Source organism: Prevotella sp. P4-67, assembly GCF_002251325.1.
Lineage (GTDB): Bacteria > Bacteroidota > Bacteroidia > Bacteroidales > Bacteroidaceae > Prevotella.
Genome location: NZ_NPJL01000042.1, coordinates 62,222 through 88,788 on the forward strand (window position 1 = coordinate 62,222; position 26,567 = coordinate 88,788).

The 26,567-nt window shown below is 54.3% G+C and carries 30 protein-coding genes; 3 read left to right on the top strand and 27 right to left on the bottom strand.

Going from position 1 to position 26,567, the window contains the following annotated elements:
* Positions 1 to 10 precede the first annotated feature (10 nt).
* Genes nuoL through CIK92_RS07345 form a run of 8 tightly spaced genes read right to left on the bottom strand, consistent with a single transcriptional unit; the run spans position 11 to position 7,164 of the window.
* Positions 11 to 1,960 (bottom strand): NADH-quinone oxidoreductase subunit L, encoded by a 1,950-nt coding sequence (gene nuoL, locus CIK92_RS07310; protein WP_094388650.1) that lies wholly within the window; start codon positions 1,958 to 1,960, stop codon positions 11 to 13.
* Positions 1,961 to 1,966: 6 nt separating this feature from the next.
* Positions 1,967 to 2,278 (bottom strand): NADH-quinone oxidoreductase subunit NuoK, encoded by a 312-nt coding sequence (nuoK, locus tag CIK92_RS07315; RefSeq protein ID WP_022309929.1) that lies wholly within the window; start codon positions 2,276 to 2,278, stop codon positions 1,967 to 1,969.
* Complete coding sequence (locus CIK92_RS07320; RefSeq protein ID WP_022309930.1) at positions 2,275 to 2,796, bottom strand: NADH-quinone oxidoreductase subunit J; 522 nt, start codon at positions 2,794 to 2,796, stop codon at positions 2,275 to 2,277. Before CIK92_RS07320 ends, nuoK begins: the two co-directional genes overlap by 4 nt.
* A 7-nt stretch (positions 2,797 to 2,803) precedes the next feature.
* On the bottom strand, positions 2,804 to 3,334 hold the full coding sequence (locus tag CIK92_RS07325) for an NADH-quinone oxidoreductase subunit I (protein ID WP_094387392.1): 531 nt from the start codon (positions 3,332 to 3,334) through the stop codon (positions 2,804 to 2,806).
* Between the two features lie 47 nt (positions 3,335 to 3,381).
* Positions 3,382 to 4,467, bottom strand: a complete 1,086-nt coding sequence (nuoH, locus tag CIK92_RS07330) for an NADH-quinone oxidoreductase subunit NuoH (protein WP_094388666.1) — start codon at positions 4,465 to 4,467, stop codon at positions 3,382 to 3,384.
* A gap of 37 nt (positions 4,468 to 4,504) precedes the next feature.
* Positions 4,505 to 6,076, bottom strand: a complete 1,572-nt coding sequence (locus tag CIK92_RS07335; protein ID WP_022309933.1) for an NADH-quinone oxidoreductase subunit C — start codon at positions 6,074 to 6,076, stop codon at positions 4,505 to 4,507.
* A gap of 21 nt (positions 6,077 to 6,097) precedes the next feature.
* Positions 6,098 to 6,823 carry an NADH-quinone oxidoreductase subunit B gene (locus CIK92_RS07340; protein WP_094387393.1) on the bottom strand — a complete coding sequence of 242 codons (726 nt, stop codon included), beginning with the start codon at positions 6,821 to 6,823 and terminating at the stop codon, positions 6,098 to 6,100.
* The gene (locus CIK92_RS07345) at positions 6,814 to 7,164 is read right to left on the bottom strand and encodes an NADH-quinone oxidoreductase subunit A (RefSeq protein WP_022309935.1); all 351 of its coding nucleotides are present in this window, start codon (positions 7,162 to 7,164) and stop codon (positions 6,814 to 6,816) included. The genes CIK92_RS07340 and CIK92_RS07345 overlap by 10 nt, the downstream gene beginning before the upstream one ends.
* A gap of 416 nt (positions 7,165 to 7,580) precedes the next feature.
* Between CIK92_RS07345 and CIK92_RS07350 the strand changes: the two genes are divergently transcribed.
* Entirely contained in the window at positions 7,581 to 7,883 is a 303-nt protein-coding gene (locus CIK92_RS07350; RefSeq protein ID WP_094388651.1) for a hypothetical protein, read from the top strand.
* A 22-nt stretch (positions 7,884 to 7,905) separates the two neighbouring features.
* On the opposite strand, the gene CIK92_RS07355 is transcribed toward CIK92_RS07350, so the two are convergent.
* From CIK92_RS07355 to CIK92_RS07375, 5 genes are all read right to left on the bottom strand, one after another.
* Complete coding sequence (locus tag CIK92_RS07355) at positions 7,906 to 8,241, bottom strand: transglycosylase SLT domain-containing protein (protein WP_254046020.1); 336 nt, start codon at positions 8,239 to 8,241, stop codon at positions 7,906 to 7,908.
* Positions 8,242 to 8,769: 528 nt separating this feature from the next.
* Complete coding sequence (locus CIK92_RS07360) at positions 8,770 to 9,291, bottom strand: ferritin (protein WP_094388652.1); 522 nt, start codon at positions 9,289 to 9,291, stop codon at positions 8,770 to 8,772.
* 1 nt (position 9,292) lies between these two features.
* Positions 9,293 to 9,478 carry a hypothetical protein gene (locus CIK92_RS07365; protein ID WP_144007747.1) on the bottom strand — a complete coding sequence of 62 codons (186 nt, stop codon included), beginning with the start codon at positions 9,476 to 9,478 and terminating at the stop codon, positions 9,293 to 9,295.
* A gap of 110 nt (positions 9,479 to 9,588) precedes the next feature.
* Positions 9,589 to 10,065: a 6,7-dimethyl-8-ribityllumazine synthase gene (gene ribH / locus CIK92_RS07370; protein WP_022309938.1), complete on the bottom strand. Its 477-nt coding sequence runs from the start codon at positions 10,063 to 10,065 to the stop codon at positions 9,589 to 9,591.
* Positions 10,066 to 10,067: 2 nt separating this feature from the next.
* Positions 10,068 to 10,766, bottom strand: coding sequence for a tetratricopeptide repeat protein (locus tag CIK92_RS07375; protein ID WP_094388654.1), 699 nt, complete (start codon positions 10,764 to 10,766; stop codon positions 10,068 to 10,070).
* Positions 10,767 to 10,972: 206 nt separating this feature from the next.
* On the opposite strand from CIK92_RS07375, the gene CIK92_RS07380 reads away from it, so the two are divergent.
* A complete protein-coding gene (locus CIK92_RS07380) occupies positions 10,973 to 12,094 on the top strand; it encodes a DNA replication/repair protein RecF (protein ID WP_094387398.1) in 1,122 nt (373 codons plus the stop codon).
* The gene (locus tag CIK92_RS07385; protein ID WP_094388655.1) at positions 12,087 to 12,377 is read left to right on the top strand and encodes a DciA family protein; all 291 of its coding nucleotides are present in this window, start codon (positions 12,087 to 12,089) and stop codon (positions 12,375 to 12,377) included. The genes CIK92_RS07380 and CIK92_RS07385 overlap by 8 nt, the downstream gene beginning before the upstream one ends.
* A gap of 12 nt (positions 12,378 to 12,389) precedes the next feature.
* Here the strand turns inward: CIK92_RS07385 and CIK92_RS07390 are convergent, their stop codons facing one another.
* The 14 genes from CIK92_RS07390 to CIK92_RS07460 all read right to left on the bottom strand — a co-directional run bounded on the left by CIK92_RS07390 (position 12,390) and on the right by CIK92_RS07460 (position 25,983).
* Positions 12,390 to 13,262: a hypothetical protein gene (locus CIK92_RS07390; RefSeq protein ID WP_144289372.1), complete on the bottom strand. Its 873-nt coding sequence runs from the start codon at positions 13,260 to 13,262 to the stop codon at positions 12,390 to 12,392.
* A 16-nt stretch (positions 13,263 to 13,278) separates the two neighbouring features.
* Entirely contained in the window at positions 13,279 to 13,809 is a 531-nt protein-coding gene (locus CIK92_RS07395; RefSeq protein ID WP_094388657.1) for a 5-formyltetrahydrofolate cyclo-ligase, read from the bottom strand.
* An 18-nt stretch (positions 13,810 to 13,827) separates the two neighbouring features.
* Positions 13,828 to 15,513 carry a S41 family peptidase gene (locus tag CIK92_RS07400; protein ID WP_094387402.1) on the bottom strand — a complete coding sequence of 562 codons (1,686 nt, stop codon included), beginning with the start codon at positions 15,511 to 15,513 and terminating at the stop codon, positions 13,828 to 13,830.
* Entirely contained in the window at positions 15,494 to 15,943 is a 450-nt protein-coding gene (locus CIK92_RS07405) for a dCMP deaminase family protein (RefSeq protein ID WP_022309945.1), read from the bottom strand. The genes CIK92_RS07400 and CIK92_RS07405 overlap by 20 nt, the downstream gene beginning before the upstream one ends.
* A gap of 12 nt (positions 15,944 to 15,955) precedes the next feature.
* The gene (locus CIK92_RS07410) at positions 15,956 to 18,043 is read right to left on the bottom strand and encodes a M3 family metallopeptidase (protein WP_094388658.1); all 2,088 of its coding nucleotides are present in this window, start codon (positions 18,041 to 18,043) and stop codon (positions 15,956 to 15,958) included.
* Positions 18,044 to 18,601: 558 nt separating this feature from the next.
* The gene (locus CIK92_RS07420) at positions 18,602 to 19,705 is read right to left on the bottom strand and encodes a cytochrome d ubiquinol oxidase subunit II (protein WP_094388667.1); all 1,104 of its coding nucleotides are present in this window, start codon (positions 19,703 to 19,705) and stop codon (positions 18,602 to 18,604) included.
* A gap of 34 nt (positions 19,706 to 19,739) precedes the next feature.
* Positions 19,740 to 21,296: a cytochrome ubiquinol oxidase subunit I gene (locus CIK92_RS07425; RefSeq protein WP_094388660.1), complete on the bottom strand. Its 1,557-nt coding sequence runs from the start codon at positions 21,294 to 21,296 to the stop codon at positions 19,740 to 19,742.
* Positions 21,297 to 21,361: 65 nt separating this feature from the next.
* A complete protein-coding gene (locus CIK92_RS07430; RefSeq protein ID WP_022309949.1) occupies positions 21,362 to 21,577 on the bottom strand; it encodes a DUF4492 domain-containing protein in 216 nt (71 codons plus the stop codon).
* Positions 21,574 to 22,272: a Crp/Fnr family transcriptional regulator gene (locus CIK92_RS07435; RefSeq protein WP_158214755.1), complete on the bottom strand. Its 699-nt coding sequence runs from the start codon at positions 22,270 to 22,272 to the stop codon at positions 21,574 to 21,576. Before CIK92_RS07435 ends, CIK92_RS07430 begins: the two co-directional genes overlap by 4 nt.
* A 31-nt stretch (positions 22,273 to 22,303) precedes the next feature.
* Positions 22,304 to 23,338 (bottom strand): FAD:protein FMN transferase, encoded by a 1,035-nt coding sequence (locus CIK92_RS07440; RefSeq protein ID WP_094388662.1) that lies wholly within the window; start codon positions 23,336 to 23,338, stop codon positions 22,304 to 22,306.
* Between the two features lie 13 nt (positions 23,339 to 23,351).
* Positions 23,352 to 24,005 (bottom strand): DUF6048 family protein, encoded by a 654-nt coding sequence (locus CIK92_RS07445; protein ID WP_371327124.1) that lies wholly within the window; start codon positions 24,003 to 24,005, stop codon positions 23,352 to 23,354.
* Positions 23,995 to 24,477 (bottom strand): DUF6452 family protein, encoded by a 483-nt coding sequence (locus CIK92_RS07450; RefSeq protein ID WP_094387408.1) that lies wholly within the window; start codon positions 24,475 to 24,477, stop codon positions 23,995 to 23,997. The genes CIK92_RS07445 and CIK92_RS07450 overlap by 11 nt, the downstream gene beginning before the upstream one ends.
* Positions 24,465 to 25,427 (bottom strand): glycosyltransferase family 2 protein, encoded by a 963-nt coding sequence (locus CIK92_RS07455; protein ID WP_022309954.1) that lies wholly within the window; start codon positions 25,425 to 25,427, stop codon positions 24,465 to 24,467. The genes CIK92_RS07450 and CIK92_RS07455 overlap by 13 nt, the downstream gene beginning before the upstream one ends.
* A 25-nt stretch (positions 25,428 to 25,452) precedes the next feature.
* Positions 25,453 to 25,983 carry a DUF4199 domain-containing protein gene (locus CIK92_RS07460; protein WP_022309955.1) on the bottom strand — a complete coding sequence of 177 codons (531 nt, stop codon included), beginning with the start codon at positions 25,981 to 25,983 and terminating at the stop codon, positions 25,453 to 25,455.
* Positions 25,984 to 26,567 lie beyond the last annotated feature (584 nt).

Below are 26,567 nucleotides of genomic sequence, written 5' to 3' on the forward strand. Positions count from 1 at the left end.
TGATAATGCTCTAAAGACAAAGAAGGATTAATGATATAGCTACACTTCCCGTGATAAACCATACGGCATACTGGCGCACGTCGCCACTCTGCCATGGACGGATAGACTCACCGGCTTCCTGTGTACCCCATGCCATGAAGTTCATGGTGCCGTCGATGACGCGGCGGTCAAACCATGCGATGGGCTTAGAGAAGAGTCCGAAGACTATCTTGTGGGTGAAGAACTGCCATGCGTCGTCGATGTAGAAACGGTTGAGGGCAGCCTTGTGCAGCACAGGCATACGCTTGGCCAGAGTGTCGGCCAGCGGAGTCTTCTTGGGAGCGTACATATAGGTGGCAAGGGCAATGCCGATGATAGCCACCACAATGCTGGTAGTAGCCACCTGAGCGTTGATGTGGATATCGTAGCTCTGGCCGGTAGCCGAAACAAAGTGGCCGAAAGGAATGAGACCGGCTACACACGAGATGATGGCAAGGAACACCAGCGGACCCCACATTACGAAGGGCACCTCTTGTGGCTTGCGACGGTGTTCGGGGTCAAGTTCGTAGTAGCTCTGGCCCCAGAATATCACGTAGTAGAGACGGAACATGTAGAAAGCGGTCATACCGGCAACCAGTGTCATGAAGTAGCCCATGAAGGGAGAGAACTGGAAGCAGGCGGTGATGATTTCATCTTTAGAGAAGAAACCTGCAAAGGGAGGGATACCGGCGATGGCAAGACATCCGATGAGAAAGCAGACATTGGTAATGGGCATATACTTGTGCAGACCTCCCATATACTCCTTGAAGTTGCTGCCGATAATCACGATGATGGCACCGGAGCAGAGGAAGAGCAGGGCCTTGAACATGGCGTGGGTAAAGAGGTGGAACATACCGGCCATATAACCCAGACCACCCTCGTGGTTGTCGATGGCGGTACATACGCCAAGGGCTACCAGCATATAGGCTATCTGAGAGATGGTCGAGAAGGCCAGACCACGCTTGATGTCGCGCTGACAGCAGGCTACGGCTGCGGCATAGAATGCGGTGAAGGCAGCGATGTAGGCCACATAGTGCAGGGCTTCAGGCGCGTAGGTCACCCAGATGGGGAACAGGCTGGCCACCTGGTATACACCAGCCACAACCATGGTGGCGGCGTGGATGAGCGCTGACACGGGTGTGGGGCCTTCCATAGCGTCGGGCAACCAGATGTGGAGCGGGAACATTGCACTCTTACCGGCACCACCGATAAACATCAGGAACAGGGCGGTAGGCAGGACAAATGCTGCACCATGCAACTTCAGCACCAGGTCATGGTCGTTAGCCAGGTCGTAGTTGAACGTGCCTACATAGAAGCTGTAGATGAGAATACCGATGAGGAAGAAGAGGTCGGCGAAGCGAGTTACGATAAACGCCTTCTTGCTGGCGTGGACAGCGGCATGCTTGGGGTAATAGAAACCGATAAGCAGATAAGAGCACACGCCCACCAGCTCCCAGAAGAGATACATCTGGAAGAGGTTGGTGGCAACCACCAGACCCAGCATGGACATCGTAAACAGGCTCAGGTAAGCGTAGAAACGCTGGAAGCCCTTCTCATAGCCTTCAACCTCATAGTTCTCGTCGCGCTCGGCCATGTAACCAAACGAATAGATATGAACCATAAAGCTGACAGTAGTGATGACGATGAGCATCATCACGCTGATAGGCGTAAGGCGGAAACCGATGTTGAAGGTAAGCAGCTCGCTAAACTTCAACCAGCTATAATTGAACACGGTAACGGTGTCGTAGGCGCCAGTGAGGGCATTTCTTCCGTCAACGAAGAAATACTTGTAGGCGGTATATACCGACATGGCGAATACGCAGCCCAGCACGATGGTGCCGATGACACCCGCTACCTGCTTCTTCATCTTCATGCCCGCAAGTCCTAACACGAGGAAACTCAGCAACGGCAGAAGAAGTATCAAAAATGCATAACTGTACATAGTGTCTTAGAATTTCATGTTTTCAATACTGTTCACCTGGTCACTGTGATAGTTACGGTAAACATTAATAATAATAGCCAGCGCAACAGCAGTCTCGGCAGCACTCACACCGATAGAGAAGAGTGTGAAGAAGAAGCCTTCCATCTCACCGGGGAAAAGGATGCGGTTCATCACGGCAAAGTTCAAGTCGACAGAGTTGAGTATCAGCTCGACCGAGATGAGCATGGCCACGAGGTTGCGGCGTGTGACAAATCCGAATACACCTATAAAGAACAGCAATGCACTAAGTGTAAGGAAAAACTCTACGGGAATATTCATTTCTGGTCCTCCTTTCTTGCAATCATGATGCCTCCGATGATACAAGCCAGCAAGAATACTGATATCAACTCGAAGGGTAATACATACTGATATTTCTCTGAACCCACAAGGGCTGTACCTATCTCCTGCATGGTTACCTCCTTGTCGGCCAAGCTGGCTGCCATGTCGATAAACTTATGCTTGAGGATTACGCCCACTACTGTGGCGAGGCCCAGCAGTGAGATGAGCAGTCCGCCCATCAGGCGTGAGCCCTTGAAGTGTTCGGTCTTGCCCTGGAGGGCGCGCTTGTTGACCAGCTGGATGGCAAAGACATACATCACGGTGATACCTCCGGCGTAGACAGCTATCTGGGCAGCACCCAGGTAGGTATAGTCGAGCAGGAAGTAAAGACCGGCGATGCCGAAGAGCACAAACAGCAGGAAGGTGGCTGCACGCATGATGCTGCGGGTCAGCACACACATTAAGGCTGAGCCAAGAATGACTACGGCCAGAATACAAAACATTACAATATTTGCCATAATCGGTTTACTTGGTTTTGGTGTTAAACTTACCTATTTCCAGGGGAGCGCCGCCATCAATGAGGTTGGGCAGCGAACCACCTTTGTATACTTCCTTGTCCAGATGATAGACGAGCTTGTCACGGTCGAAGACAGCATTTTCGAAATCGTTGACAAACTTGATGGCTCCGAAGTTACATGCATTGACGCAGAGCTCGCAGAACATGCAGTCGCCCAGGTCGTACTGGTAATCTACCAGCTGGCGCTTCTTCTTGCCTGTCTCGGGGTCCTCCACCATCTCGGTAACAATCTTGATGGTGTCATTGGGGCATGACTTCTCACAGAGTGTACATCCCACACACTTGTAGCTCTCATCCTCGTTGCGCTCGAAAACCAGGCGTCCGCGGAATCGGGGCGAAATGTGGAGTGTAGTCTTGCGGTTCTCGGGATACTGCTCGGTGCTCTTGGGTGTGAAGTACTCCTTCATGGTAGTCTTCATACCTGTGGCAAGCGTCTTCACGCCATCGGCAATACCTTTGAAATATGAATTGTTAGACATACTTTGTTATTAATCTATTGTTGAATTACGGTTTGATATTTCGCAGATTATCCGTGGAAGCCCAGCGCTACGCATACGGTCATCAGCACAAGGATAATCAGAGACAAAGGCATGAGATACTTCCACTCGAGGGTAAGTATCTGGTCGATACGCAGACGGGGGAAAGTCCAGCGTACCCACATCAGAATCCATACCACGGCGAAGGTCTTGCCGAAGAACCAGATAAATCCGGGGATGAGGTTCATCAGATTGTCGAAGCCCTCGATACCGATATTGAGAGGCGCCCAGCCACCGAGGAATACGGTAGAGGCGATGCCCGAGATAACGAAGAGGTTGAGGTACTCTGCCAGATAGTAGAAGCCGAAGCCCATACCCGAATACTCGGTGTGGTAACCGGCTGTCAGCTCGCTCTCAGCCTCGGCCAGGTCGAACGGGCCACGATTGGCCTCGGCGTTACCGGCTACGAGGAATACGAGGAAAGCCAGGATGGCAGGCACGTGGCCCTTGATGATGAGCCAGCTCCAAGGACCAACCTGAGCCTCAACGATGCCGCTCACCTGCATGGTGCCTGTGAGGACTACGGCAGAGATCAGGCAGAGGCCGAGCGACATCTCATAGGAAATCATCTGCACGGCGCCACGCATGGCCGACACTACCGAATACTTGTTGTTGGAACCCCATCCGGCGAGGAACACGCCGAGTACGCCTATCGAGCTGATGGCGGTGATGAGGAACAGGCCCACGTTGAAGTCGAGGATATGCGCACCCATGTTCCATGGCAGGAATGAGAAGGTGCCCACCGAGGCGATAATCACAAGGAAAGGAGCGATGTAGTAGAGCATCTTGTCGGCTCTGTCGACAACGAAGATTTCCTTGATAAGCATCTTGAGCACGTCGGCGAAGACCTGGAAGATACCCCAAGGACCTACTCGCATCGGGCCCAGACGGCACTGGAAGTAGGCACACACCTTGCGCTCCATGAAGATGAGGGCGATGGCTATCAGCGCATAGGCGGTAAGGATGCCTACACCCACGAGCACGCACTCTATCAGTATCGACCAGAAGTCGCCCAGCCCGAGGGTCTGGCGCAGAAGACTGTCGATGGCGGTTGTTAATATACTAAAATCAAACATCATTATGTTCTCTTTTTACTTATACATTATTATATTATTATCTGTCGAGGTCGGGGATTACGAAGTCGATGGCAGCACCGGTGGTGATGAGGTCGGCTATCTTCTGACCACGGAGCATAGGGTCGAGGGCGCCGGTAAGCGACAGACCCATCGGGCGCATCTTCATACGGTAAGGCATCTTGTCGCCACGTGAGTCGAGATAGACGCCAAACTCGCCGCTGGCTCCTTCTACAGAGAAATACCACTGTCCCTCGGGAACCTTGATGATGGGCTTCTGCTTGATGTAGTATTCGCCCTCAGGGATATGGTCTATGAGCTGCTCGATGATGTCGAGGCTCTGATAGAGCTCCTTGATGTGACAGTAGTAGCGGTCCATAGAGTCGCCGCCGGTCATGGTTATCTCCTTCCACTCCACCTTGTCGTAGAGGGCATAGGGATGACGCTTACGGGTATCGTTGGCCCAGCCTGCGGCACGTCCGGCAGGACCGGTCACGGCATAGTTGATACAGTCGTCCTTGCCCATGGGGCCAACACCTTCGAGACGGTTGTGGGTAATCACGTTGTCGCCGAAGACGTCGAGATATTCCTGTATCATCGGGCGCAGATAGGCGCAGAGCTTCTTGACATTGTCCACGAAGTTGGGGTCAATGTCGGCCTGCAGTCCGCCGATGCGATAATAGTTCTGTATGAGTCGGCCGCCGGTAGTTTCCTCCATCACGTTGAGCACGTGCTCACGGTCGCGCATACAGTAGAGGAAAGCGGTGAGGGCACCGAGGTCCTGTGCGGTACAGCCCAGGTAGAGCAAGTGGGAGTCGATACGCTGCAGCTCGTCCATGATGGTACGGATATACTGTATGCGCTCGCTGAGCTCTATGCCCATAGCCTCTTCGATGACGCCCACGAGAGCGTGGCGGTGCATCATGGCCGAGAGGTAGTTGAGACGGTCGGTCAGGGCGAGGGTCTGTGGGTAGGTCATATTCTCCCACATCTTCTCGATACCGCGGTGGATATATCCCAGGTGGGGATAGATGCGCTTCACGGTTTCGCCGTCCACTACGGTCTGCAGGCGCAGCACGCCGTGGGTGGATGGGTGGTTGGGGCCTACATTGATTACATATTCATCTTCGTCGAAGAGTCTCTTCTCGGTGGCTACCAGATGACCGTTCTTGTCGAGCGAGTATTCTACGGTGTAGTCGCTCTCAGGCTCGTCGGTACAGGGGAACTGGTTGGCCTCGGGGCTCATGTCGAAGTCCTTGCGCAGGGGATGACCCTTGAAGTCGGTGCGCAGGAAGAGGCGACGCATGTCGGGGTGGCCGAGGAACTTGATGCCCACGAAGTCGTAGACCTCACGCTCGAGCAGGTCGGCCACCTTCCACAGATTGATTACCGTGGGGATAACGTCGCTGCCATCCACCTTCTTGGCGATGGTTCTCACCGAGCAACGCTCGGCAGTGTCTGTATTTTCGAGAATGTAGATACATCCGAGTCCTTCCTCACCGAAGTCTTCACCGATGATGGTAACAAGGTAGTCGAAGTGTTTCTCGTTCTTCAATTTCGCCATCTCCTCGGCGAAATTGTCAAAACTCAGTTCTATGTTATTCAGCTTCATATTCTTATACCTTATTATATATTAGTCATCAAGTCCCTTCTGTGGGTCGAAGCCTTCGGGCACTTGGGTCACGATGATAGGCTTCTTGTTGCCCAACTTGTTGGCATCAGAGAGGTTCTCGTTGCTCAGACCGCGCAGACCACCCTGACTCATGGAGAGATTCTTCTCATCAGCAGTCATCTTGTGGTTGGCGCCGCCAAAGAATTTCTCGACCTTCACCTTGCGCTGCAGCTGCATCATGCCATAGAGGATAGCCTCGGGGCGTGGAGGGCAGCCGGGGATGAACACATCCACAGGCACCAGCTCGCTGATACCGCGCACCACGTTGTAGCTCTTCTTGAAGGGGCCGCCGCTAATGGTGCATCCGCCTACAGCCACTACATACTTGGGCTCGGCCATCTCGTCATACAGACGCTTGAACACTGGTGCCATCTTGTTGGTGATTGTACCGGCACACATGATAAGGTCGGCCTGGCGTGGAGAGTTACGGGTCACCTCGAAGCCGAAGCGAGAGAAGTCGTAACGGGCACAGCCTACGGCCATAAACTCAATACCACAGCACGATGTTCCGAAGGTAAGCGACCACAGCGAGTTGCTGCGACCCCAGTTGATGGCGGCGTCGAGTGAGCTCACCACCACATTGGCACCGCCCTCATTGAGCTCGGCGGCAATCTTCTCCAGCGTGTCGTTGTCCTTAAACTCGTCGTAAGGAATGCTCTTGATAGAGGCTCTGTTCTTTACTTCCATTCCAATGCTCCTTTCCGCCAGGCGTAAGCCAGGCCAAATACCAATACCAACAGGAAGAAACTGATGCTCACGAGGGCCAGACTTCCATACTGCTTAACGACTACAGCCCAGGGATAGAGCAACATAGTCTCGATGTCGAACATCAGGAAAAGGATGGCGAAGAGGTAGTAACCGATGTGCGAGGGCAACCATGAGCTGCCGCGCGTGGGGATACCACACTCAAAGGGCTCACCTTTTACCGGATTGTACGAACGGGGACCGATGAGCTTGGCAATGACATAAGCAGCCACCACCAAGGTTACAGCCGTTAGCATAACGGTAATCAACAAAGTGAAATTCATAAAAATTATAACGTTATTAATAAATATTTTATGCGCAGAAGGCGTTTTGTCACCTTCAAGTTGCAAAGTTACTACTTTTTTTGGTAACATTAGTCATTATTAACTGAAAAAACACCTATTTATATATACGCACGCCCGCAGGCGCGAGCAAAGTGGCATTTTTGGTGACAACCTGACTCACAAGCGACACCATCTACCCGTGCACCGACGGCCGGCGGCAACTTGGAGAGACTACCTCCTCGGGCATCGCCACCGTCACCGCGCACCGCTCCCCGTCGCCACGGTTGCCCGACATAATCTTTGCAAGTTCATCGGTCACCGCAGCCAGCCTCTTGGGCGGCTCGTAACATAAGGTACGTGAGCTCGTGACGCAAGATACGTGACCTCGTGACTTATGTCACGTGGGCTCGTGTCTTATGTTACGAGCCGACAACCGTCATCAGGATATCGCCAAACCTGCTGACAACAAGTGTATTGTGCACCTCTCTGCTATCTCCGTCGACTACGAGCCAGACAGAGCCCTTCCGGCCGCCTCCATGGCTGCCTGGGCGGAGGCTGTAGTGAGAGGCTGGCGAGGCGACCTCATGGGTGACGGTCTGCACCTGGCTCCGCCCCTCGCCCCTGCCCCACTCCATGCTTGCGACGGTTTACGGCGCCGCCGGCAAGACAGGCTCAGGGACAAAAAAAAGACTTCCATCACTGCCCAGAGGCAGGAATGAAAGTCTTGATGTTGTGTTTGTATCAATACAAATGACGTTTCACTTTCTCAAGGTAACGCTGTGTACTCGCCACGGTGTAGTTCTGACCGCCGTTCCAAGCTCGGATGGCCTGTTCTACATTGTTCTGCGGGTTGTAAAACGACTGGATGAGCAGGAACATAGCTCGCGACTTGCTGATGCTGAATCTGTCGGCCAGGGTGTAGCGCTTGTTCGAACCTCTCATGCGCAGTATGCGGTTACAGTCTTTTACCAGTACGGGGGTTATCTGCATAGCTCCACAGGAGTTGCCCTTCACCGCCCTTGCGTTTCCTTCGCTTTCTACCTGGATTATCGCATCCATCACGGGATTCCAATCCATGGTCTTTTTAGTTTCCAGTGACCCACTTGCTATCGCCAGCAGTGGAAATGTCACACCAATAGTCAATAATACAAATAATCTTCTTGTTAATAAACTCATAAATTATTGTTTTTGACATCTGAGCCACATCCTGAAAAAAGCTCGCGACAACGGTATTGATAAGAAGAAAAACCACCGTGTCTGGATGCCAGTGAATACTGGGAGTAACCGTGTCTGAAAACCTTAAACCGACAAGCGTTACTCCGATTATCGCGTGCAAAGGTACGAAGAAAATCTGAACCGTGCAAGAAAAACGGCGAATAATTGTAAAGGATATAGTAGCCGAGGTAATCGAGAAGCCTTTGTATCACAATCTTTTACGTTTCCAAATTGTTGTAAATTCTTACTTTTGCCATCGCCGTAACGAGGGTCATCGCCGCGGCTGCGACAGGCGTTGCGAGGGGCTTGGCGGAGCTCGTCGCGACGCCTCCGAAAACGAAAAAAGGCATCCCGGAGAGGGATGCCTTGTGGGGCTGGGGTGCGACGGTTTTACTCTTTGCCCACGAGCGGAGCGGCCTGGGTGTAGACACGTGCGCCGAGCTCCTTGTCGAGCATGTAGAGACCATATCCGTTGTCCTTAATCATGCGGATATTGTCGATGATGGTGCTGGCGTTCTCTTCTTCCTCCACCTGCTCGTCGATAAACCACTTGAGCATGCTCTGGGTGGCGAAGTCGAGCTCCTGGGTGGCCAGTGCGTAGAGGTTGTTGATGAGCGAGGTGACCTTCTGCTCATGGGCCAGTGTACTCTCAAATACGTCGAGCATCGACTCCCATGTGGTGGGCACAGCCTCGATGGGCTTGAGGGTTACCACTCCGTCGCGTGAAACGACATAATTGAAGAATATCTTGGCGTGGTCCTGCTCTTCACGGAACTGGACCTCAAACCACTTGGCCATACCGGGCTGGCCCTGGGCGTGGCAATAAGCTGCCATAGACAGATAGAGATAAGCCGACCAGAGTTCGGCATTGATTTGGGCGTTGATAGCCTCTTCTACTTTCTTGTTCAACATGTTATTCAGTTTTATGTTTACCTGCTGCAAATTTACGAAAAAATGTAAACACTGCATAGTTTTTTAACTTATTTATATTTAGCGACTCCACATCTGCGGGCGCCATCACTGTCCTGACAGCCACTTCTCCGCCGCCGACAACCTTTTCCCCACCGCCGACAACCATTTCCACGCCGCCGACAGCCATTTCCCCGCCGCAGCCACCCATTCACCCGCCGCCTACAGCCATCAAAAAAAGCCCATCGGGCGATACCTGCGTATCAGCTCCCGATGGGCTTCATATCTTTGGAATGGGTTTTAGAACTTAGCCATTTTGATGGCGTCGATGGCACACTCGCTTCCCTTGTTGCCATACTTGCCCCCACATCTATCCTTGGCTTGCTGCAAGTCGTTGGTGGTAAGCAGTCCGTAGATGACGGGGATGTTCTGGTTGGAGTTGAGCCGTGCTATGCCGTAGGTGACGCCCTGGCAGATGTAGTCGAAATGGGGCGTCTCGCCACGGATGACACTTCCGAGGATGATAACGGCATCAAATCCGTCATTCTTGGTCATCTGCTGTGCTCCGTAAATCAGCTCAAAGCTGCCGGGCACGGTCTTGACGTGGATGTTCTCGGGCAGAGTGCCATACTTCTCCAAGGTGGTCACCGCGCCATTGAGCAGCGCATCGGTTATCTCCTTGTTCCATTCAGCCACTACTATGCCGAAGCACATGTTGCTGGCGTCGGGCACATTGGCTATATCCTCGTCGGAGAGGTGGTGGAGTGCTGTAGCCATGATTACTTCTCCTCCAGACGTTGGATGTATTTGTCTATCTCCTGGCTCTGAACAAGAGCAGAGGTGACATAGTTGGCCTTGATATCCTTGTATATCTCGAGCGCCTCATCATTCTTGTTCTGGCTCTCCAGCAACTGCGCTGCTGAGAGCAGGAACAGGGGCGACAGACTGTTGTTTACGCCGTTGTGGCCCTTGCTGTCGGCCATCTTGGCAGCCTTCTTCAGGTCTGATACGGCCTCGTCTATCTTGTTGAGGTTGGCATATACCTGGCCGCGGGCAGCTACTGCTGCGGGGCTTACCAGTGCGTCGGAAGCTGTAGAGTACTTGTCGAGATACTCGGCTGCCTTCTCCCACTTCTCGGTGTGAGCATAGCTCAGACCGGCATAGAGGTTGGCGAGATTGGCTGCATCGGTGCCGCTGTAGTCAGAAGCAATCTTCACGAAACCTACACAGTTGGCGCCGTCGCCATTAAGAGCCTTGTCAAACATGCCCTGGTCAAAATACTGCTGACAAAGACCCAGAGCGGTAGAAGCCTTGTCCTCGCGGGGAGCGCTTACATAATTCTTGTAACAGAAGAAACCTACGATGAGGAGTACTACTGCAGCGGCAGCAATAACGATGGGCTTTTTGTATTTGGTGATAAAAGCCTCAGAAACGGTAAGCACGTCGTTAGCGGGTGCTTGTTCTTTTTTGTTTGTCATTTTATTTATTATTTTTGTTTTTATTCCCAATGTTGCAATCATGCTGACGGCCACGAAAGCCGCGTGCATATTCAAGGCAAAATTAATCAAATAATCTCACATATTGAAATATATTTCTCTATTTTTTTGCTTTTGCGTGATAATTGGCGTAACTTTGCATCACTCACGGGGATAACACACTCCCAGAGAGCAAGGATAAAGCCGCTATGATTCTGAAAAGACTGTCCATACTCAACTACAAGAACATAAGGGAGGCAACGATAGAGTTGTCGCCCAAAATCAACTGTCTTATAGGGCAGAACGGCGTGGGAAAGACCAACTTTCTCGACGCTGTCTATTACCTGTCGTTCTGTCGGAGCGCCTTCACGCCCATCGACTCGCAGGTAATCATGCACGACCAGGACTTCTTTGTGCTCGATGGCGACTACAGGAGCGACAGCGGTGAGGATTTCAACATCTACTGCGGCATGAAGCGTGGGGTGAAGAAGCATTTCAAGCGCGACAAGAAAGACTACAAGCGTCTGGCCCAACATATCGGGCTCATCCCGCTGGTCTTTGTCTCGCCCGCCGACAGCGTGCTCATTGCCGGGGGCAGCGAGGAGCGCCGGAGGCTGATGGATATGGTGATATGCCAGTACGATGTGGCTTACGCCGATGCCCTGATGCGCTGCAACAAGGCCCTGCAACAGCGCAATGCCCTACTCAAGATGGAGGCTGAGCCCGACCCTGCCCTGCTCGATATTTGGGAGGAGGAGATGGCTTCACAGGGAGAGATTATCTATCGCCGGCGCGACGAGTTCATCAGCCAGCTCATTCCCGTGTTCCAGCACATCTACGAGACCATATCCGAGAACAAGGAGAAAGTGAGCCTGCGCTACATCTCTCATTGCCAGCGCGGACGGCTCATCGACGTGATACGCCGCGACAGGGCCAAAGACCGCGCCGTGGGCTACTCGCTCCATGGCGTACACCGCGACGACATCGAGATGATGCTCGGCGACTATCAGATGAAGCGCGAGGGAAGCCAGGGGCAGAACAAGACGTTCGTACTGGCGCTGAAGCTGGCACAGTTTGAGTTTCTCAAGCGCACAGTGACGGCCACGGTGCCGCTGCTCTTGCTCGATGACATATTCGACAAGCTCGACGCACGCCGCGTGGAGCAGATTGTGAAGTTGGTATCGGCCGACAACTTCGGGCAGATATTCATCACCGACACCAACCGTGACCACCTGGACCGTATACTCCAGCACAGCGCGATGGACTATAAGTTGTTTGAGGTGGAAGATGGAGAAATCACCCAACGCAAGGAGGACGACAATCATGTTTAAGCGCAATGTAAAATCAATCGGTGATGTTATCAATCACCTGCTACGCGACCAGGGGCTGGAGACGCCCTTGCTGCAGCGGAGAGTTATCGACGCCTGGGAGACGGTGACCGGCACCACCGTGGGCAGATATACCGGCGAGAAGTTCATCAAGAACCAGACGTTGTTTGTAAAAATAACAAATCCCGCCCTCAGGCAGGATTTGTCTATGATGCGTTCCAAGTTGGTACAGCGTCTCAATGCCGAAGTAGGCGCCATGGTCATCGCCGATGTGCGCATCTACTGAGGCTTTTATTCCTTATTTATCTTTCCTGTCTTCATTCACAAACTTTTCGACCATACCCTGGGTCATCACCACGGCCTTGAAGCTATTGGTGTCGAAGACCACAACGTAGCCCTCGCCGTCGGCGTGGGGCTTGAAGGTCACGTAGGTCGACCCCAGACCGAAGAGGTCGTGGCCGTAGAGCATGAAGCTGACGATGTCGGTAGCCGTAATCATCCCGCTGTCGGGAGCATGCCTGTGCGAGATAGAGTTGGAGTCATTGCCGATGGGTATCTCTATATAGAAGTTGTGCAGCCGCCTGAACGAGGTCACCTGGAGCCTGCCGTCCAGGTCGATGACATAATCATTGCCAAACGGCTGCACATCGGTATGGGTCGTGCCCTGGATGATGTACATCCTGAGCCGGCCGTTGTCCATGGGTATCACGTCGAAATTGAGCGTACCGTCGGCGGAGCTATAGTTTAAGATGCTGTCGCCACACGTCTCCACCACCGTCTTGATGGCCTGTGTCCGCAAGACCATCGCCTGCATCTCACTGTTGTCGAGGGCACGCTTCTTGGTCGTGGTTATCGAGAACATCGACTGCGGGTCGAGCACATAATCAAGCAGCAGCTCGCCTTTCTTGTCCACATAGATGTAGTGCATGATGCCGTTGTCGTCGACGGTGACGCCTCCCATGCCGATTTTCTTCACATCCACCTTGTGCTTGGTCAGTTCGTCGGCGCTGTGCCAAGCCAGATACTCATAGAGATACAGCCTGCGGGCTTCGTCGACCACCGAGTCTGCCATCTGCTGCAGACGGCGCAGCTCGAGCGAGTCTATGGGCGTAATGGCAAGCGAGGTCATGACGCCCGTCGCCATCATCAGCATGAGGATAATGCGTTTCATATCTATTGTCTGTAGGTTATATCACTTCGTCTACGGCGATATCGGTAGACTCACACGGCACATGCTCCACGCGTTGGAAGTCGAAACACATACCTATCTTATAACAGTGAGGGAGATTGACCAGGAAGCGGTCGTAGTAACCCTTGCCGCGCCCAAGCCGCTGGCCGCTGTCGTCGAAGGCCATGCCGGGAATGACAGCCAGGTCGATGCTTTCATAGTCGGTAAAGCGCTCGCCCACGGGTTCGAGTATGTCGAAGGCGCCACGACGCAGACTGTCGGCGCCATGATAGACGCGCAGCTCCATCTCGCCTTCGCCGGTCACCACAGGCAGCACCACGGTCTTGCCCTCGCCGTAGAGCGTGTCTATGAGCCCATGTGTGTCCACCTCATCGGGCAACGAGCAATAGAGCATCACGGTCTGTGCCTCTGCCATCCGCTTATGGGCCGACAGACGCCCCACAACGGCAAGCGACAGTTCGCCCAACTCCTGCTGGGTGAACTGTCGCTTGCGTTGGCGGATAAGTTGTCTTAGTTCCTTCTTAGACATATCGCCTGGGTGATTATGTTATTTTCTGTGCTTGGCCACCGCCTTCTTCACGGCGACCTTCCTCACTGCCTTTTTCTTGACTGCCGGCTTCTTGGGAAACGCCTTGCCCTGGGCAAAAACATTGAGAGCAGCCCTGATGTTGTCATCGTCCTGGTTGAGGTATTCGTTCCAAGCCTCCTCGTCGAGCATATTATAGATGATGCGACTGTTGATATACTGGTCGAGCAGCTTGTGCGACTTGCGTATCATCAGGTTGCGTCGCTGCAGACCGTTGCGGTCGGCATAGGAGGCAAATCGCTCCACGAGGTTCTGCGTCTTCAGATAGTCGTAAAGCGACTGCATGTTGCGATACCCGTTCAGTTTGGCACGGTTATCATCCGTATAGTCGTAGGCAAACTGCAGTATCAGTCCGCTCATGGCAGCCCGCTTGTAATATGACGTCATACCCAGGGTGTCTTCGGGGATGAAGATGTCGGGGGTGATGCCGCCACCGCCATAGACCACGCGTCCGATATGGGTGTGATAAGCCGGACCGGTGTGCTTGATGGAGTCTTGCGAGAAGTATTCGCCGTGCTGATAGCGGTCTACCAGGTCTTGGGCGTAGAACGACTCGTCGCCCATGGTATAGGGCTTCTGGATGCAGCGGCCCGAAGGAGTGTAGTAGCGGGCGGTGGTAAGACGGATGATGCTGCCGTCGGGGAACTCCATCTGCTTCTGCACAAGGCCCTTGCCAAACGAGCGGCGGCCGATGATGGTACCGCGGTCATTGTCCTGGATGGCGCCGGCAAAGATTTCAGACGAAGAGGCCGAGCCCTCATTGATAAGCACCACAAGCGGTATATCCTTGTAGCTGCCGCGACCATCGGAGAGGAACTCCTGTCTGGGCTGCTTGCGGCCCTGGGTATATACTATCAGACGGTTCTTGGGCAAGAACTCGTTGGCCATCTGCACAGCCGTCTCGAGATAGCCGCCGGTGTTGTCGCGCAGGTCTATCACGAGATTGGTGAACCCGCTCTGCGAGAGCTTGGCCAGCGAGATGAGCAGCTCGGCATAGGTGGTCTCAGAGAATTTCTTCACGCGGATGTAGCCGGTCTTGTCGTCGAGCATATAGGTGGCGGCGATGCTCTTCTGGGGGATGTCGCCACGCGTGATGGTAAAGGTATGGACCATCTTGGAGCCATAGCGCACCACGCCTATCTTGACCTTGGTGTCCTTGGGGCCCTTGAGCCTGTGCATGGCCTCTTCCTGGGTCACTATCTTACCCACAAACGGCTTGCCATCCACGCTCACAATCTTGTCGCCTGCCAGAACGCCGGCCTTTTCGGCGGGACCGTTCTTGATGACGCCCTGGATGTGAATAGTGTCCTGTCGGATGACAAACTCGACACCGATACCCGAGAACGAACCCTTCAGGTCGTCGGTGGCAGTCTGTGCCTGCTTGGAATTGATATACACAGAGTGAGGGTCGAGCTCGGAGAGAATCTGAGGGATAGCCACATCCACCAGCGAGTCGATGTTGACCTCGTCTACATACTGGTCGCTGATGATATGCAGCAGATTGCTCAGGCGGTTGCTGCCGCTGTTGATGATATTCAGTCGGTTGCCCGAGAAATGATTGGCATAGAATGTTCCGATGATGATGCCGATGATGATGCACAGGGCCATCAGCAGCGGAGTGAATCTGTTAGACTTTTTCTGATTCATTGTCGTTTGCATTAAGATAAACCACTTCGATATTTGCACGCTTCAGAAGGTTGATACCATCCTCAAGACGATACTTCTCACCATAGACCACGCGCTTGATGCCTGCCTGGATGATGAGCTTGGCACACTCTATACAGGGCGAGGCAGTGACATAGAGCGTAGAGCCGTCGCTGTTGTTGCTGCTACGTGCCAACTTGGTGATGGCGTTGGCTTCGGCGTGCAGCACATAGGGCTTGGTGAGATTGTTCTCGTCTTCACACACATTTTCAAACCCACTCGGTGTGCCGTTATAGCCGTCGCTGATAATCATCTTGTCCTTGACCACCAGCGCCCCTACCTGCCTGCGACGGCAGTAGGAGTTCTCGGCCCATATATGTGCCATGCGCAGATAACGCAGGTCAAGGCGGTATCGCTTCTCTTCTTCTGTCATGTCAGTATGTTGTTATTGGGTGTCGCTTTTTATTCCGTTGCGCTCGAGCAGTGCATCGATGGTGGGCTCCTGACCGCGGAAGCGCTTGTAGAGCGTCATGGGATGCTCGGTACCGCCACGCGAGAGGATATTGTCTCTGAAGCTCTGGGCGGTGGCACGGTCGAAGATGCCGTGCTTCTTGAAGACGCTGAAGGCGTCGGCGTCGAGCACCTCAGCCCATTTGTAGCTGTAGTAGCCGGCAGCATATCCGCCCGCCATAATGTGGGAGAACTGCACCGTCATGCATGTGTCCTTGAGCTGCGGAGTGACCATTGCCTTGGCCCAAGCCTTGTGTTCGTAGTCGATGATGTCTTCATCGAAGACGCCGCGCTGGGTGTAGTAGGCCATATCCAGCAGACCGAAACTCACCTGACGCAGACAGCTGTAGCCCACCATGAAGTTGCGGCTGTCCACGATGCGGCGGATAAGCTCGTCGGGCAGAGGCTCGCCGGTCTGATAATGGTAGGCAAAGGTACTGAGGAATTCCTTCTCTACGGCATAGTTTTCCATAAACTGGGAGGGCAGTTCGACGAAGTCCCACCACACGTTGGTACCCGAGAGGCTCTGGAAGCGGGTGTTGGCAAACATGCCGTGGAGCGAGTGACCAAATTCGTGCAGGAAGGTCTCCACCTCGCTCAGCGTGAGCAGTGCCGGCTTCTCGGCCGTGGGCTTGGTAAAGTTCATGACCAGTGACACATGCGGGCGCACATTGTTGCCCTTGCGGTCTATCCACTGTCCCTGAAACTCTGTCATCCATGCTCCGTTCTGCTTGCCTTTGCGCGGATGGAAGTCTGCATAGAGCACAGCGAGATACTTCCCGTCGTTGTCGTACACCTCATAGGCTTTGACATCGGGATGATACACGGGGATATCCGCGTTTTCCTTGAAGGTGATGCCGTAGAGACGGGTAGCCAGTCCGAAGACGCCGCCGATGACGTTCTCCAGCTTGAAGTAGGGGCGCAGCATTTCGGCATCGAGATTATAGCGCTCCATCTTGAGCTTGTGGGCGTAGTAGGAGATGTCCCAGGGCTCCAGCTTGAAGTCGTCGCCCTCGTGGCGGCGCGCCATCTGCTCTATCTCTTCCATCTCGTTGACGGCGGTGGGCTTGTAAGCCTCGATGAGGTCGTCGAGCAGACGATAGACGTTGGCGGTATTGGTCGCCATGCGCTGCACCAGTACATAGTCGGCATAAGTGTCATATCCCAGCAGCTGTGCCACCTCGCGGCGCAGATTGACCAGCCGTTTGCATATCTCCAGATTGTTCTGCTCGTTGTCGTGGGTACATACGGTCATGTGGGCCATATACATCTCACGACGCAGGTCGCGCCTGTCGGCATAGGTCATGAAGGGCGAATAGCTGGGGAAGTCGAGCGTGAACACCCAACCCTCCTTGTCCTTCTCGGCAGCAGCCTGGGCGGCAGCCTCACGCTGTGTGTCGGGCAGTCCGCTCAACTCTGCTTCATCGGTGATGTGCAACTGATATGCCTTGTTCTCCTTCAGCAGGTTCTGAGAGAACTGCAGCGAGAGCATGCTGGCTTCTTCGGTCAGCCGGCGCAGCTTCTCCTTGTCCTCGTCACTGAGCAGGGCACCGCTGCGCACAAATCCGTCGTAAGAGGTTTGCAGCAGCATACTCTCCTCGGGCGTGAGCTCACGATGGTGCTCATAGACATACTTGATGCGCTCAAAGAGACGACGGTTGAGCGACACGTCGTTGGCGTGCTTGGTGAGTATGGGGTTGAGCTTCTGGGCCAGGGCGTCCATCTCATCACTGGTCTCGGCACTGAGCATGCACGAGAACACGCTCGACACGCGGTCGAGCAAATCATAATAGTGCTCGCCCTTGCTCAGGTCTACTCGGGTGAGAGTATTCTCAAAGGTGGGTTCTTCGGGGTCGTTGATGAGCTTGTCGATAGCCTCATCATCACGACGTATACCCTCCATGAACGCCTCTTCATAGTGTTCGGTCTTTATTCTATCAAAAGGAACAGTGTCGTGAGGGGTGTTATAAGGCAGGAAAAAGGGATTTTCCTGAGTTTTGTCTATATTTGCTGTAATGTCCATACTATTCGTAGTTGATTTCGATGCAGTGACGGCGCTCCTGTCTGCCATGAGACTGTCCGAGAACCGAGGTGTCGCCTATTTTATGCAAAAATAGTAAAAAACTAACATATTCAAGCCATTATATCCATTTTTTTAACTAATGTTTTACTTCCATTGGCGACGGCCGCTGTCATTCATGCCTTGAGCGGGCTTTGAGCCGCCACTCCCCTCGCCCATTTCGCGACACAGGAACTTGCCTACGGCGCCACCCAGACCCGCTCCAGACCGCTGCCCACCAAGCCATTTCCCACAGAGATGGCATTGGCGATGATTTCAGGGTTTGATTTCTGTATTTCGAACTGCGATTTATGTGTGGCAAACCATGATTTCAGTATTTCCCACTTCGCCGTCAACTTATTTGCGGTCACGGGCGGTTTGTCGCCATTCCCAGTCATGACGGGGCTGCGGGCGAAGCGCCCCCCGGCGATAGAAACGACAGAAGGGGATGACACCTTGGGGCGCGGGAAAACCGCTGAACCTTACGGAGTCATCCCCTTCGGGAATATGGGGGCTATCGCTTTACTTCCTGTCCATCACGCGCCATACGTAGGCGATGTAGGCGAAGACAAACGGCACAAGGAGCGACACGTAGAACATCGTGCGGAGCGTGAACTCACTGCTGCAACTGTTGGCAATAGTGAGCGAGCACTGCAGGTCGGCATTGGAGGGATAGTAGGCGGTATCAGCATAGCCTGCCACCAACAGCAGAGAGAGCACGACCAGCACCACGCCCACACCGGCGGGCCAGATGCCACGGATATAGGTTTTGCTGACGATGGTGCGCACCACGCCGTAGAGCAACAGCGCCACGCCCGCGAGGGTGAGCACGACGAGCAGCGGCATGGCAAGGTAGTTGTGCAGATACTTCATCGGCTCCAGCGACACCACGCCCGTGGCGGCGTCGACGGCATATCCGTCCTTGAGCAGCAGTCTCACAAAGAAGGCCAAGAACAGCACGAGGAAGGGCACCGTGCATCCGATGAGGCGCACGCTGCCACGCGAGCGGATGTCCTCGTCGTCCACATTATTTATAATATAGAGCGTGCCCAGCATGCGCGCCAGAAACATCACGGCGAGACCAAACACGAGGTTCCACACGTCGAGCAGCGCGTCGAGTCCAGCGGAGGCGTTGGCCCAGCGGCTGATGACGGGCGAGCCGACATCGGTCAGCGACGCCTTCTCTACCAGGAAGTTTGAGCCGTCGAAGAATGTAGCCACAGCGCCACCGAGCAGCAGCGGACCCACGATGCCGTTGAGTATGAGGAACCATCGGTAGGTGCGGGTGCCAAGCAGATTGCCCTTCTTGAGCTGGAACTCATAGCTCACTGCCTGCAGCACAAACGAGAAGAGGATAATCATCCACAGCCAGTAGGCTCCGCCAAAGCTGGTGCTGTAGAAGAGAGGGAACGAGGCAAAGAAGGCTCCGCCAAAAGTGACGAGCGTGGTAAAGGTGATTTCCCATTTGCGTCCGGTAGAGTCGAGCACCTTGCGCTGTCCCTCTTCAGTACGGCCAAGGCTATAAACCATTGAGTTGGCGCCCTGCACAAAGAGCAGGAACACAAGCAGCGCCCCAAGCAGCGAGACGATAAACCACCAGTATTGTTGTAGGAATTCGTAAGTCATAATCATATTATGATGTATAGGGTTTCACAAGTTGTTATTTGTTGGCATTATAGTTTCTGATGACACGGCACATGATGCTTACCTCGGCTATGAGCAGCACGGTGAAGAGTATCAGGAAGAGGAAGAAGGTCAGGGCCACGCTGCCCGACTGCAGGTCGGAGACGGCTGCCACCGTGGGCATCATGTCCTGGATGGCCCAAGGCTGTCGGCCCAACTCGGCGACTATCCATCCTGCCTCGCTGGCGATATAGGTAAGGGGCAGCATCGCCAGGGCAGCCAGATACAGCCAGCGATGGGTGGCGGTGATGTCCTTGCGCCAGGCGATATGGCCGATGACGAGGAAGAAGAGCATGAGGAGCGACCCCACGCCCACCATGATGCGGAAGGCGTAGAAGTTGACGGGGATATAGGGCACCAGTTCGGCTCGGTCCTTGATATATCCATAACCGAAATATGGCATGTCCTGCTTCAGCTGGGCAGCCAGACTGTCCAGTCGGGCGTCGGTGGCGTCGGCAGCCTTCAGCCTGCGGTAGGTGGCAAGGGAGGTGATGGCTCTACGGCCACGCTCCATCTTCTCTTCGGCAGAGAGTTCACGCTTGCCGTCGCGGGTATAGCCGTTGAGGATGTCGTTGACGCCGGGCACGTAGCCGTCTATCGAGTGGGTGGCAAGCAGGGAGAGTCCGTTGGGGATGGCTATGCGCAGCGGAGCCTCGCCGCCCTGGGCATAGTCGGGCTGCTCCAAAGGGTTGACAGCGGCTATGGCGGTGAGCGACACGCCCTCGCCTCCGTCGTAGAGTGCCTCCATGGCTGCCAGCTTCATGGGCTGGGTCTCTGCCACCTTCACTGCCGAGAAGTCGCCTGTGGTCATGGTGAGCACAGCGGCCACGATGCCCACGATGCTGGCGATGCGGATACTCTGGCGTGCCATCTCCTGCTCACGGCGGCGCAAGAGATACCAACAGCTTACGGCGCACACGAATACGGCGCCCACCACCCAGGTAGAGGTGACGGTGTGGAAGAACTTGTCGACGGCAAAGGGCGACAGGGCTACATCGACGAAGCTCGTCATCTCGTTGCGCACGGTGTCGGGATTGAACTCGCAGCCCACGGGGTACTGCATCCACGCATTGGCCACAAGTATCCACCATGCCGAGATGGTGGCACCCAGGCCAGTGAGCCATGTAGAGGCGAGGTGGAAGCCACGCGACACCTTCTCCCAGCCGAAATACATGACGGCGACGAAGGTGCTCTCCATGAAGAACGCCACGATGCCCTCGACGGCAAGCGGGGCGCCGAAGATGTCGCCCACAAACCAGGAGTAGTTGCTCCAGTTGGTGCCGAACTCAAACTCGAGGATGATGCCCGTAGCCACGCCCATGGCGAAGTTGACGCCAAACAGGCGCTGCCAGAACACGGCAGTTTCTTTCCAGAATAGTTTACCTGTGCGATAATAGCACGTTTCCATAATGCCCATGATGAGGGCCAGACCCAGCGTGAGCGGCACAAAGAGCCAATGGTAGATGGCTGTAAGTGCAAACTGCGCACGCGACCAGTCGATGAGGGTTGGGTCGATTGTCAACAGGTGTGTCATTGTTTATAATTTTAAGATGATTGATGATTGTCTTAAGTTTTCTAAGGGGCGTCGCCGCCATCGGGTCAGCGCCCCACCAGCTGGCCAGCCACATAGGCCGCCTTGTCGCCGTCGTGCGCCTTCTGCTCCAGCACATCGGGGAAGAAGAAGAGTTTCAGCACAAAGAAGATGACAAATAGCTTGATGAGGATGACTGCCCACAGCACCCGGCCGAGGGTCATGGTGCGGAAACCGTCGGCATAGAGCCGGTACACCTTATATAATATATTGTTTCTGTTCATTGTCGGAAAGTGTCTGGAGTGGGTTGCTGATGGGCTGGGGCTGCCAGGTCGGCCACAAATCCTCCCCGGAAGAGCTGCAGACGCCCCTGGTTCTGCAGCCGATGCAATGCGCGCGACACCTCGAGACGGCTGCAACCCAGCTCTTGGGCCAGGCGTACCATCTTGACGACCACACGCTTGGCGCCTACGGGGTAGCGGCTGTGGCTATGGACAAAGTCGACGACGCGGCTGTCGATGCTTTCGCCGTGGCTGCGCCAACAGCGGGCGTGTCGCTTCTGGATAAGCGCAGAGAGAAGATTGAAGTAGTTGATACGGAAGATGGGAAAACGGTCTATCAACTTATAGATTTCGTCTTTGCCGATGCCGATGACGCTGCAGGGCGTCAGGGCGCGGTAGAGGCTGGCATAATGGGGGCTCACGCCAAACAGCGCTTCGGGCTCGAACAAGAGCGGAGCCGCAGCGGTCTCTGCCACCGCATAGGACCCGTTGTCGGCAGAGGTGACGACCTCTACCCTACCGTCGATGAGAAAGAAGAGACGGTCGCAGGTGGTCTGGGCACGCGCTATGGTGTCGCCCTCGGCATACTTGTGGAAACCCAGACGGGTATGGGTCACCAGCGCACCGAGGTCGGCCTTGCTCAGTCCCTGGAAGAGGGCAAACTGGAGCAGCTTGTCGTATATATGCAGCGTGTCCATAGGGGTTACGGTGTCAGAGGGGGGGGCGCTATCAGCGGGCGGGGTCGGCCATCTTGTCGCGCAGTGCCGGAGAGCACCACACGGCATGGCGGCCCTCGCTGTCGGTATAGATGAAGTAGGCCATCATGTCCTTATGTCGGGCAAGCACCTCCTGGGCGCGCTCGAGTCCCATCACCATGAAGGCGGTGGCATAGGCGTCGGCACGGGCACAACTGTTGGTGAGCACCGTGGCAGAGAGAATGCTGTGCTGGACAGGGTAGCCGGTGGCAGGGTCAATGGTATGGGCATACTTGCGGCCGTTCTTGTAGTAGAAGTTACGGTAGTTGCCGCTGGTGGCCATCGCCTTGTCGGCAACGTCGATGATGGTCTGCAGTTCCTGGTTGATATTGAGACTGTCGTCGGTGGGCTTGGTGACGCCGATACGCCAGGCGGTCTGCTTGTCGTTGACGCCGTGGGCAACGATTTCTCCGCCTATCTCTATCATATAGTTGGTCACGCCCTGGTCACGCAGATAGCGCGCCACCACATCGCAGCCGTAGCCCTTGGCTATGGCGCTGCAGTCGAGCATGGTGCGGGCGTCCTGCTTCACTACATGGCGTCCGCTGAGTTTCACCTTCTCATATCCCACGATAGCCAGCAGACTGTCTATCACTGCCTTGGTGGGCGGGGTGCCCTGCTTGAAGCCGAAGCCCCAGGTATTGACCAGCGGCGCCACGGTGATGTCGAAGGCGCCGTGGGTGTCGGCAGAGACCTCCTGCGCCATCGTAAACACATCGGTGAAGAGGTCGTTGACCTCGACGGTCTCGTTGCGGTTTACGCGAGAGATGATGGAGGTCTCGTTAAACGGAGAGAGCGAGTTGTCTACCTGCTGCAGCTGGTCGAGTATCCCGGCTTGCAGGTCGCGGTCGTACTGGTACACGATGCTGTAGGTGGTGCCGAATATCATGCCCTTGTTGTGCTGGTAGGGCATCGCCCGGTTCTGGCGCACGATGATGACCGTCGCCACAATCAGAAAGAGCAGAAACACACCCTGCCCTATCAGTTTCTTCTTGCTTGTTCGCTCCATATAGATGATGGTGTCAGAGTTCGATGATTACATTGAAGGTGCCGCCGATACGGTCGTCGTAACGACCATAACCAGGGATATACCAGGCCTTGCCGATAGCGGGGTCTTTGGCTGTGAGTTTGCGCTTGTAGCGCAGGCTCCATCCCAGACGCAACGGGCCCCAGATGCGGGCATCGACGCCAGCGACCAGTTCGAGCCAGTGGCAGTTGGCACTGTTGTCCTTATAGCTGTACTCCACATCGTCGCCCCACACGGGGTCCTTGACAGCGGTGCCGTCGACATCATACTTGAAGGAGGTATAGCCATAGCGGCCACCCACATACACACGGTTCACGTCGTGCTTGTTGCGCAGCACGTTGAAATCTACACCCACACGGCCGTAGGGAGCCGAGGTCTTGTAGCGCAGTCCACTGTCTACATCGTCGGCATCGGCATGGCCCACACCCAGCTCGACAACGGGGAAATAGCGGTCGCGCAGATTGAGACGGGCGGCAGCCTCGTACTGGCCATAGTCGCCCAGACCCGACTGGATGACGCCCACGAGGTCGAACGACACTGCCACTCCGCGGAAGAGGGGTATGGTGTCGCGGTCGGTAAGGGTCTTGCCCTTGTGGTTCTGCGCCTGCAGCGCCAGGGGCATCAGCAGAAGCATGAGGCTAACTGCCAAGACTCTTGAAATAGATGAGCAAATGCGGTTTCTGAGCATCGTAGCTTACTTTATTCTGGTTAATCACAACAGAGTCAATGCGGTGATGGGTGCATTTGACCTGCTGCAGCGTATGAAACATGGTGGCTGGACAGTCTACCGACTCGAAGTGGGGTTCGTTGGTCTTGGTGATGGTCACAGTGTCTATGGTACGCACACCGCCATCGGGACGGATGTCGAAGTAGTACTCGTCGCTCTCGTGGCTGTAGCTCAGCGGGATGCTGAAGCTGTCCACGCGCAGCGCCTTGTTGAGCAGCACGGTGTCGGCTCCCGATGTGCGCTTGACCGATATGGTCAGCGTGTCGTCGAGCGTCGTCACGTCGCCAGCCAGCCTATACTTGGTATAGACGGTATTGTTGAGCGGACAGTCTATCGACGAGCACGAGGCAATCACCGCCACCACAGCCACAAGCAGTAGCGCTATTTTCCGCATCGTATCTCCTCCTCTATCTGGTAATCATTGCGGTTGGGGTTGCTACGGCTTACCAGGTCGCCGATGAAACCGGCAAGGAAGAGCTGGGTACCGATAAGCATCGAGGTGAGGAAGATATAGAACCAGGCAGAGTCGGTGACCAGATGGCCATAGTTGCCCTGACTCAGTTCGACCAGCTTGCTGATGCCCAGGATGGCGAGGGCGATGAAGCTGATGAAGAATACCAGCGAGCCCAGAAATCCGAAGACGTGCATAGGCTTCTTGCCGAAGTTGGAAAGGAACCACAGGGTGAGCAGGTCCAGATAGCCGTTGAAGAAACGGTTAAGGCCAAACTTGGATTTGCCATACTTGCGGGCCTGGTGGTGTACCACCTTCTCGCCAATCTTGTCAAAGCCGGCATTCTTGGCCAGGTAGGGAATATAGCGGTGCATCTCGCCATAGACCTCGATATTCTTGACCACCTCCAGGCGGTAAGCCTTGAGACCGCAGTTGAAGTCGTGCAGGTTCTTCACACCGCTAATCTTGCGGGCGGTGGCATTGAAGAGCTTGGTGGGAATGGTCTTGGACAGGGGGTCATATCGCTTCTGCTTGTAGCCCGACACGAGGTCGTAGCCGTCCTCCATAATCATCTTGTAGAGTCCGGGTATCTCGTCGGGAGAATCCTGCAGGTCGGCATCCATAGTGATGACCACGTCGCCCTTAACCTCCTTGAATCCGCAGTAGAGCGCGGGACTCTTGCCATAATTGCGGCGGAACTTGATGCCACGCACGTGCTCCGACTCCTTGCTCAGACGCTCGATGACGTCCCATGAGTGGTCGGTAGAACCATCGTTGACAAATATTACTTCGTAGCTGAAGCCGTTGGCTTCCATCACACGCTTAATCCAGGCAAAGAGCTCGGGCAGCGATTCTTCCTCGTTGTAGAGGGGGATTACTACTGATATATCCATATCTTGTTTACGTTTTATATATACATTATTTATTATAGGGGGCATAACTTCGGCGCATGATGGCTGCCACGGGCAGCGACATGATGGCGCAGAACGTGATGTTCTGGGTGAAGAAGGTGAACACCAACTGCACATCGCTTGTGGCACGCAGCGTGTTGACGGCCTCCTGAAGCTCTCGCACCGACAGGTTCTGCTGTCGGTAGATGGCCTCTATCGTCTGGAGAGCGCCCACCAGCATGCCGACGAAGGCACCGTTGTCGAAGAAACGGAAGTAGACCAGCTGGAAAGCCGCGAAGAGCAGGCTGGCGTAGAGGAAGGTATACCACAGATAGGCATAGCCACGACGGAACGAGATGACTCCGTCGAGGGCGCGGTCACGGAAGACCTTGAGGCGTGCGCCGGCCACAAAGGGAGTGGCTATGGCAAGCATCGTGCCCCACACGGACTGGGGGTCGAAGATGATGGCCATAAAACTGGCTGCCCACAGCACTGCCATGAACACGCCATCGATACGCGCAAAGGCCTTGACCTGTTTGAAAGCGTCGCTAAGTGTCATATTATCTGCAAAAGTACTGTTTTTTAGAGAGAAAATCCATAAAACTGCGATTTTTTCGCATTTCCATGGTCTTTTTTTTGGTTCTTCCGCCTTTTAGAATGATGGAAGATAATTAGCTGGTTATCGACAAAGGCCTTAAGGGATATATGGCATGACTTAGTCAAGACCTATAAAACTTCTGGTTGACAACAACTTGTAGAACAGAACACGCTCATAGCTTATAAGCGACATATGATGGTGGCGGAAAAGGATTGGTTTCTTGGGATAAAATCGAAGAGTTTCTGAAGAAGAATCAAAGGCAATTGTATAGACAGAAAAACATACTTCGTAGCTACCCGCCTGGCATGGGGCGACTGCCATTCGCATACTTATAGTGAACTTCACCAGATGTTAAAAACGATAAATCTTGTTAAACGAAGGGCGTATTACTTCGTATGTTTATACCTTTGTGTACTGTTCCTTAATTCCGCAACACTATAATTTAACTTTATTTATAAGTTCCTGAGCAACAAAAAGTTGCCCAGGATTTTGCCATGTCAGAATTTTCACTTATCTTAGTGTTGCAAAAAGAAAACAAGCAAAAC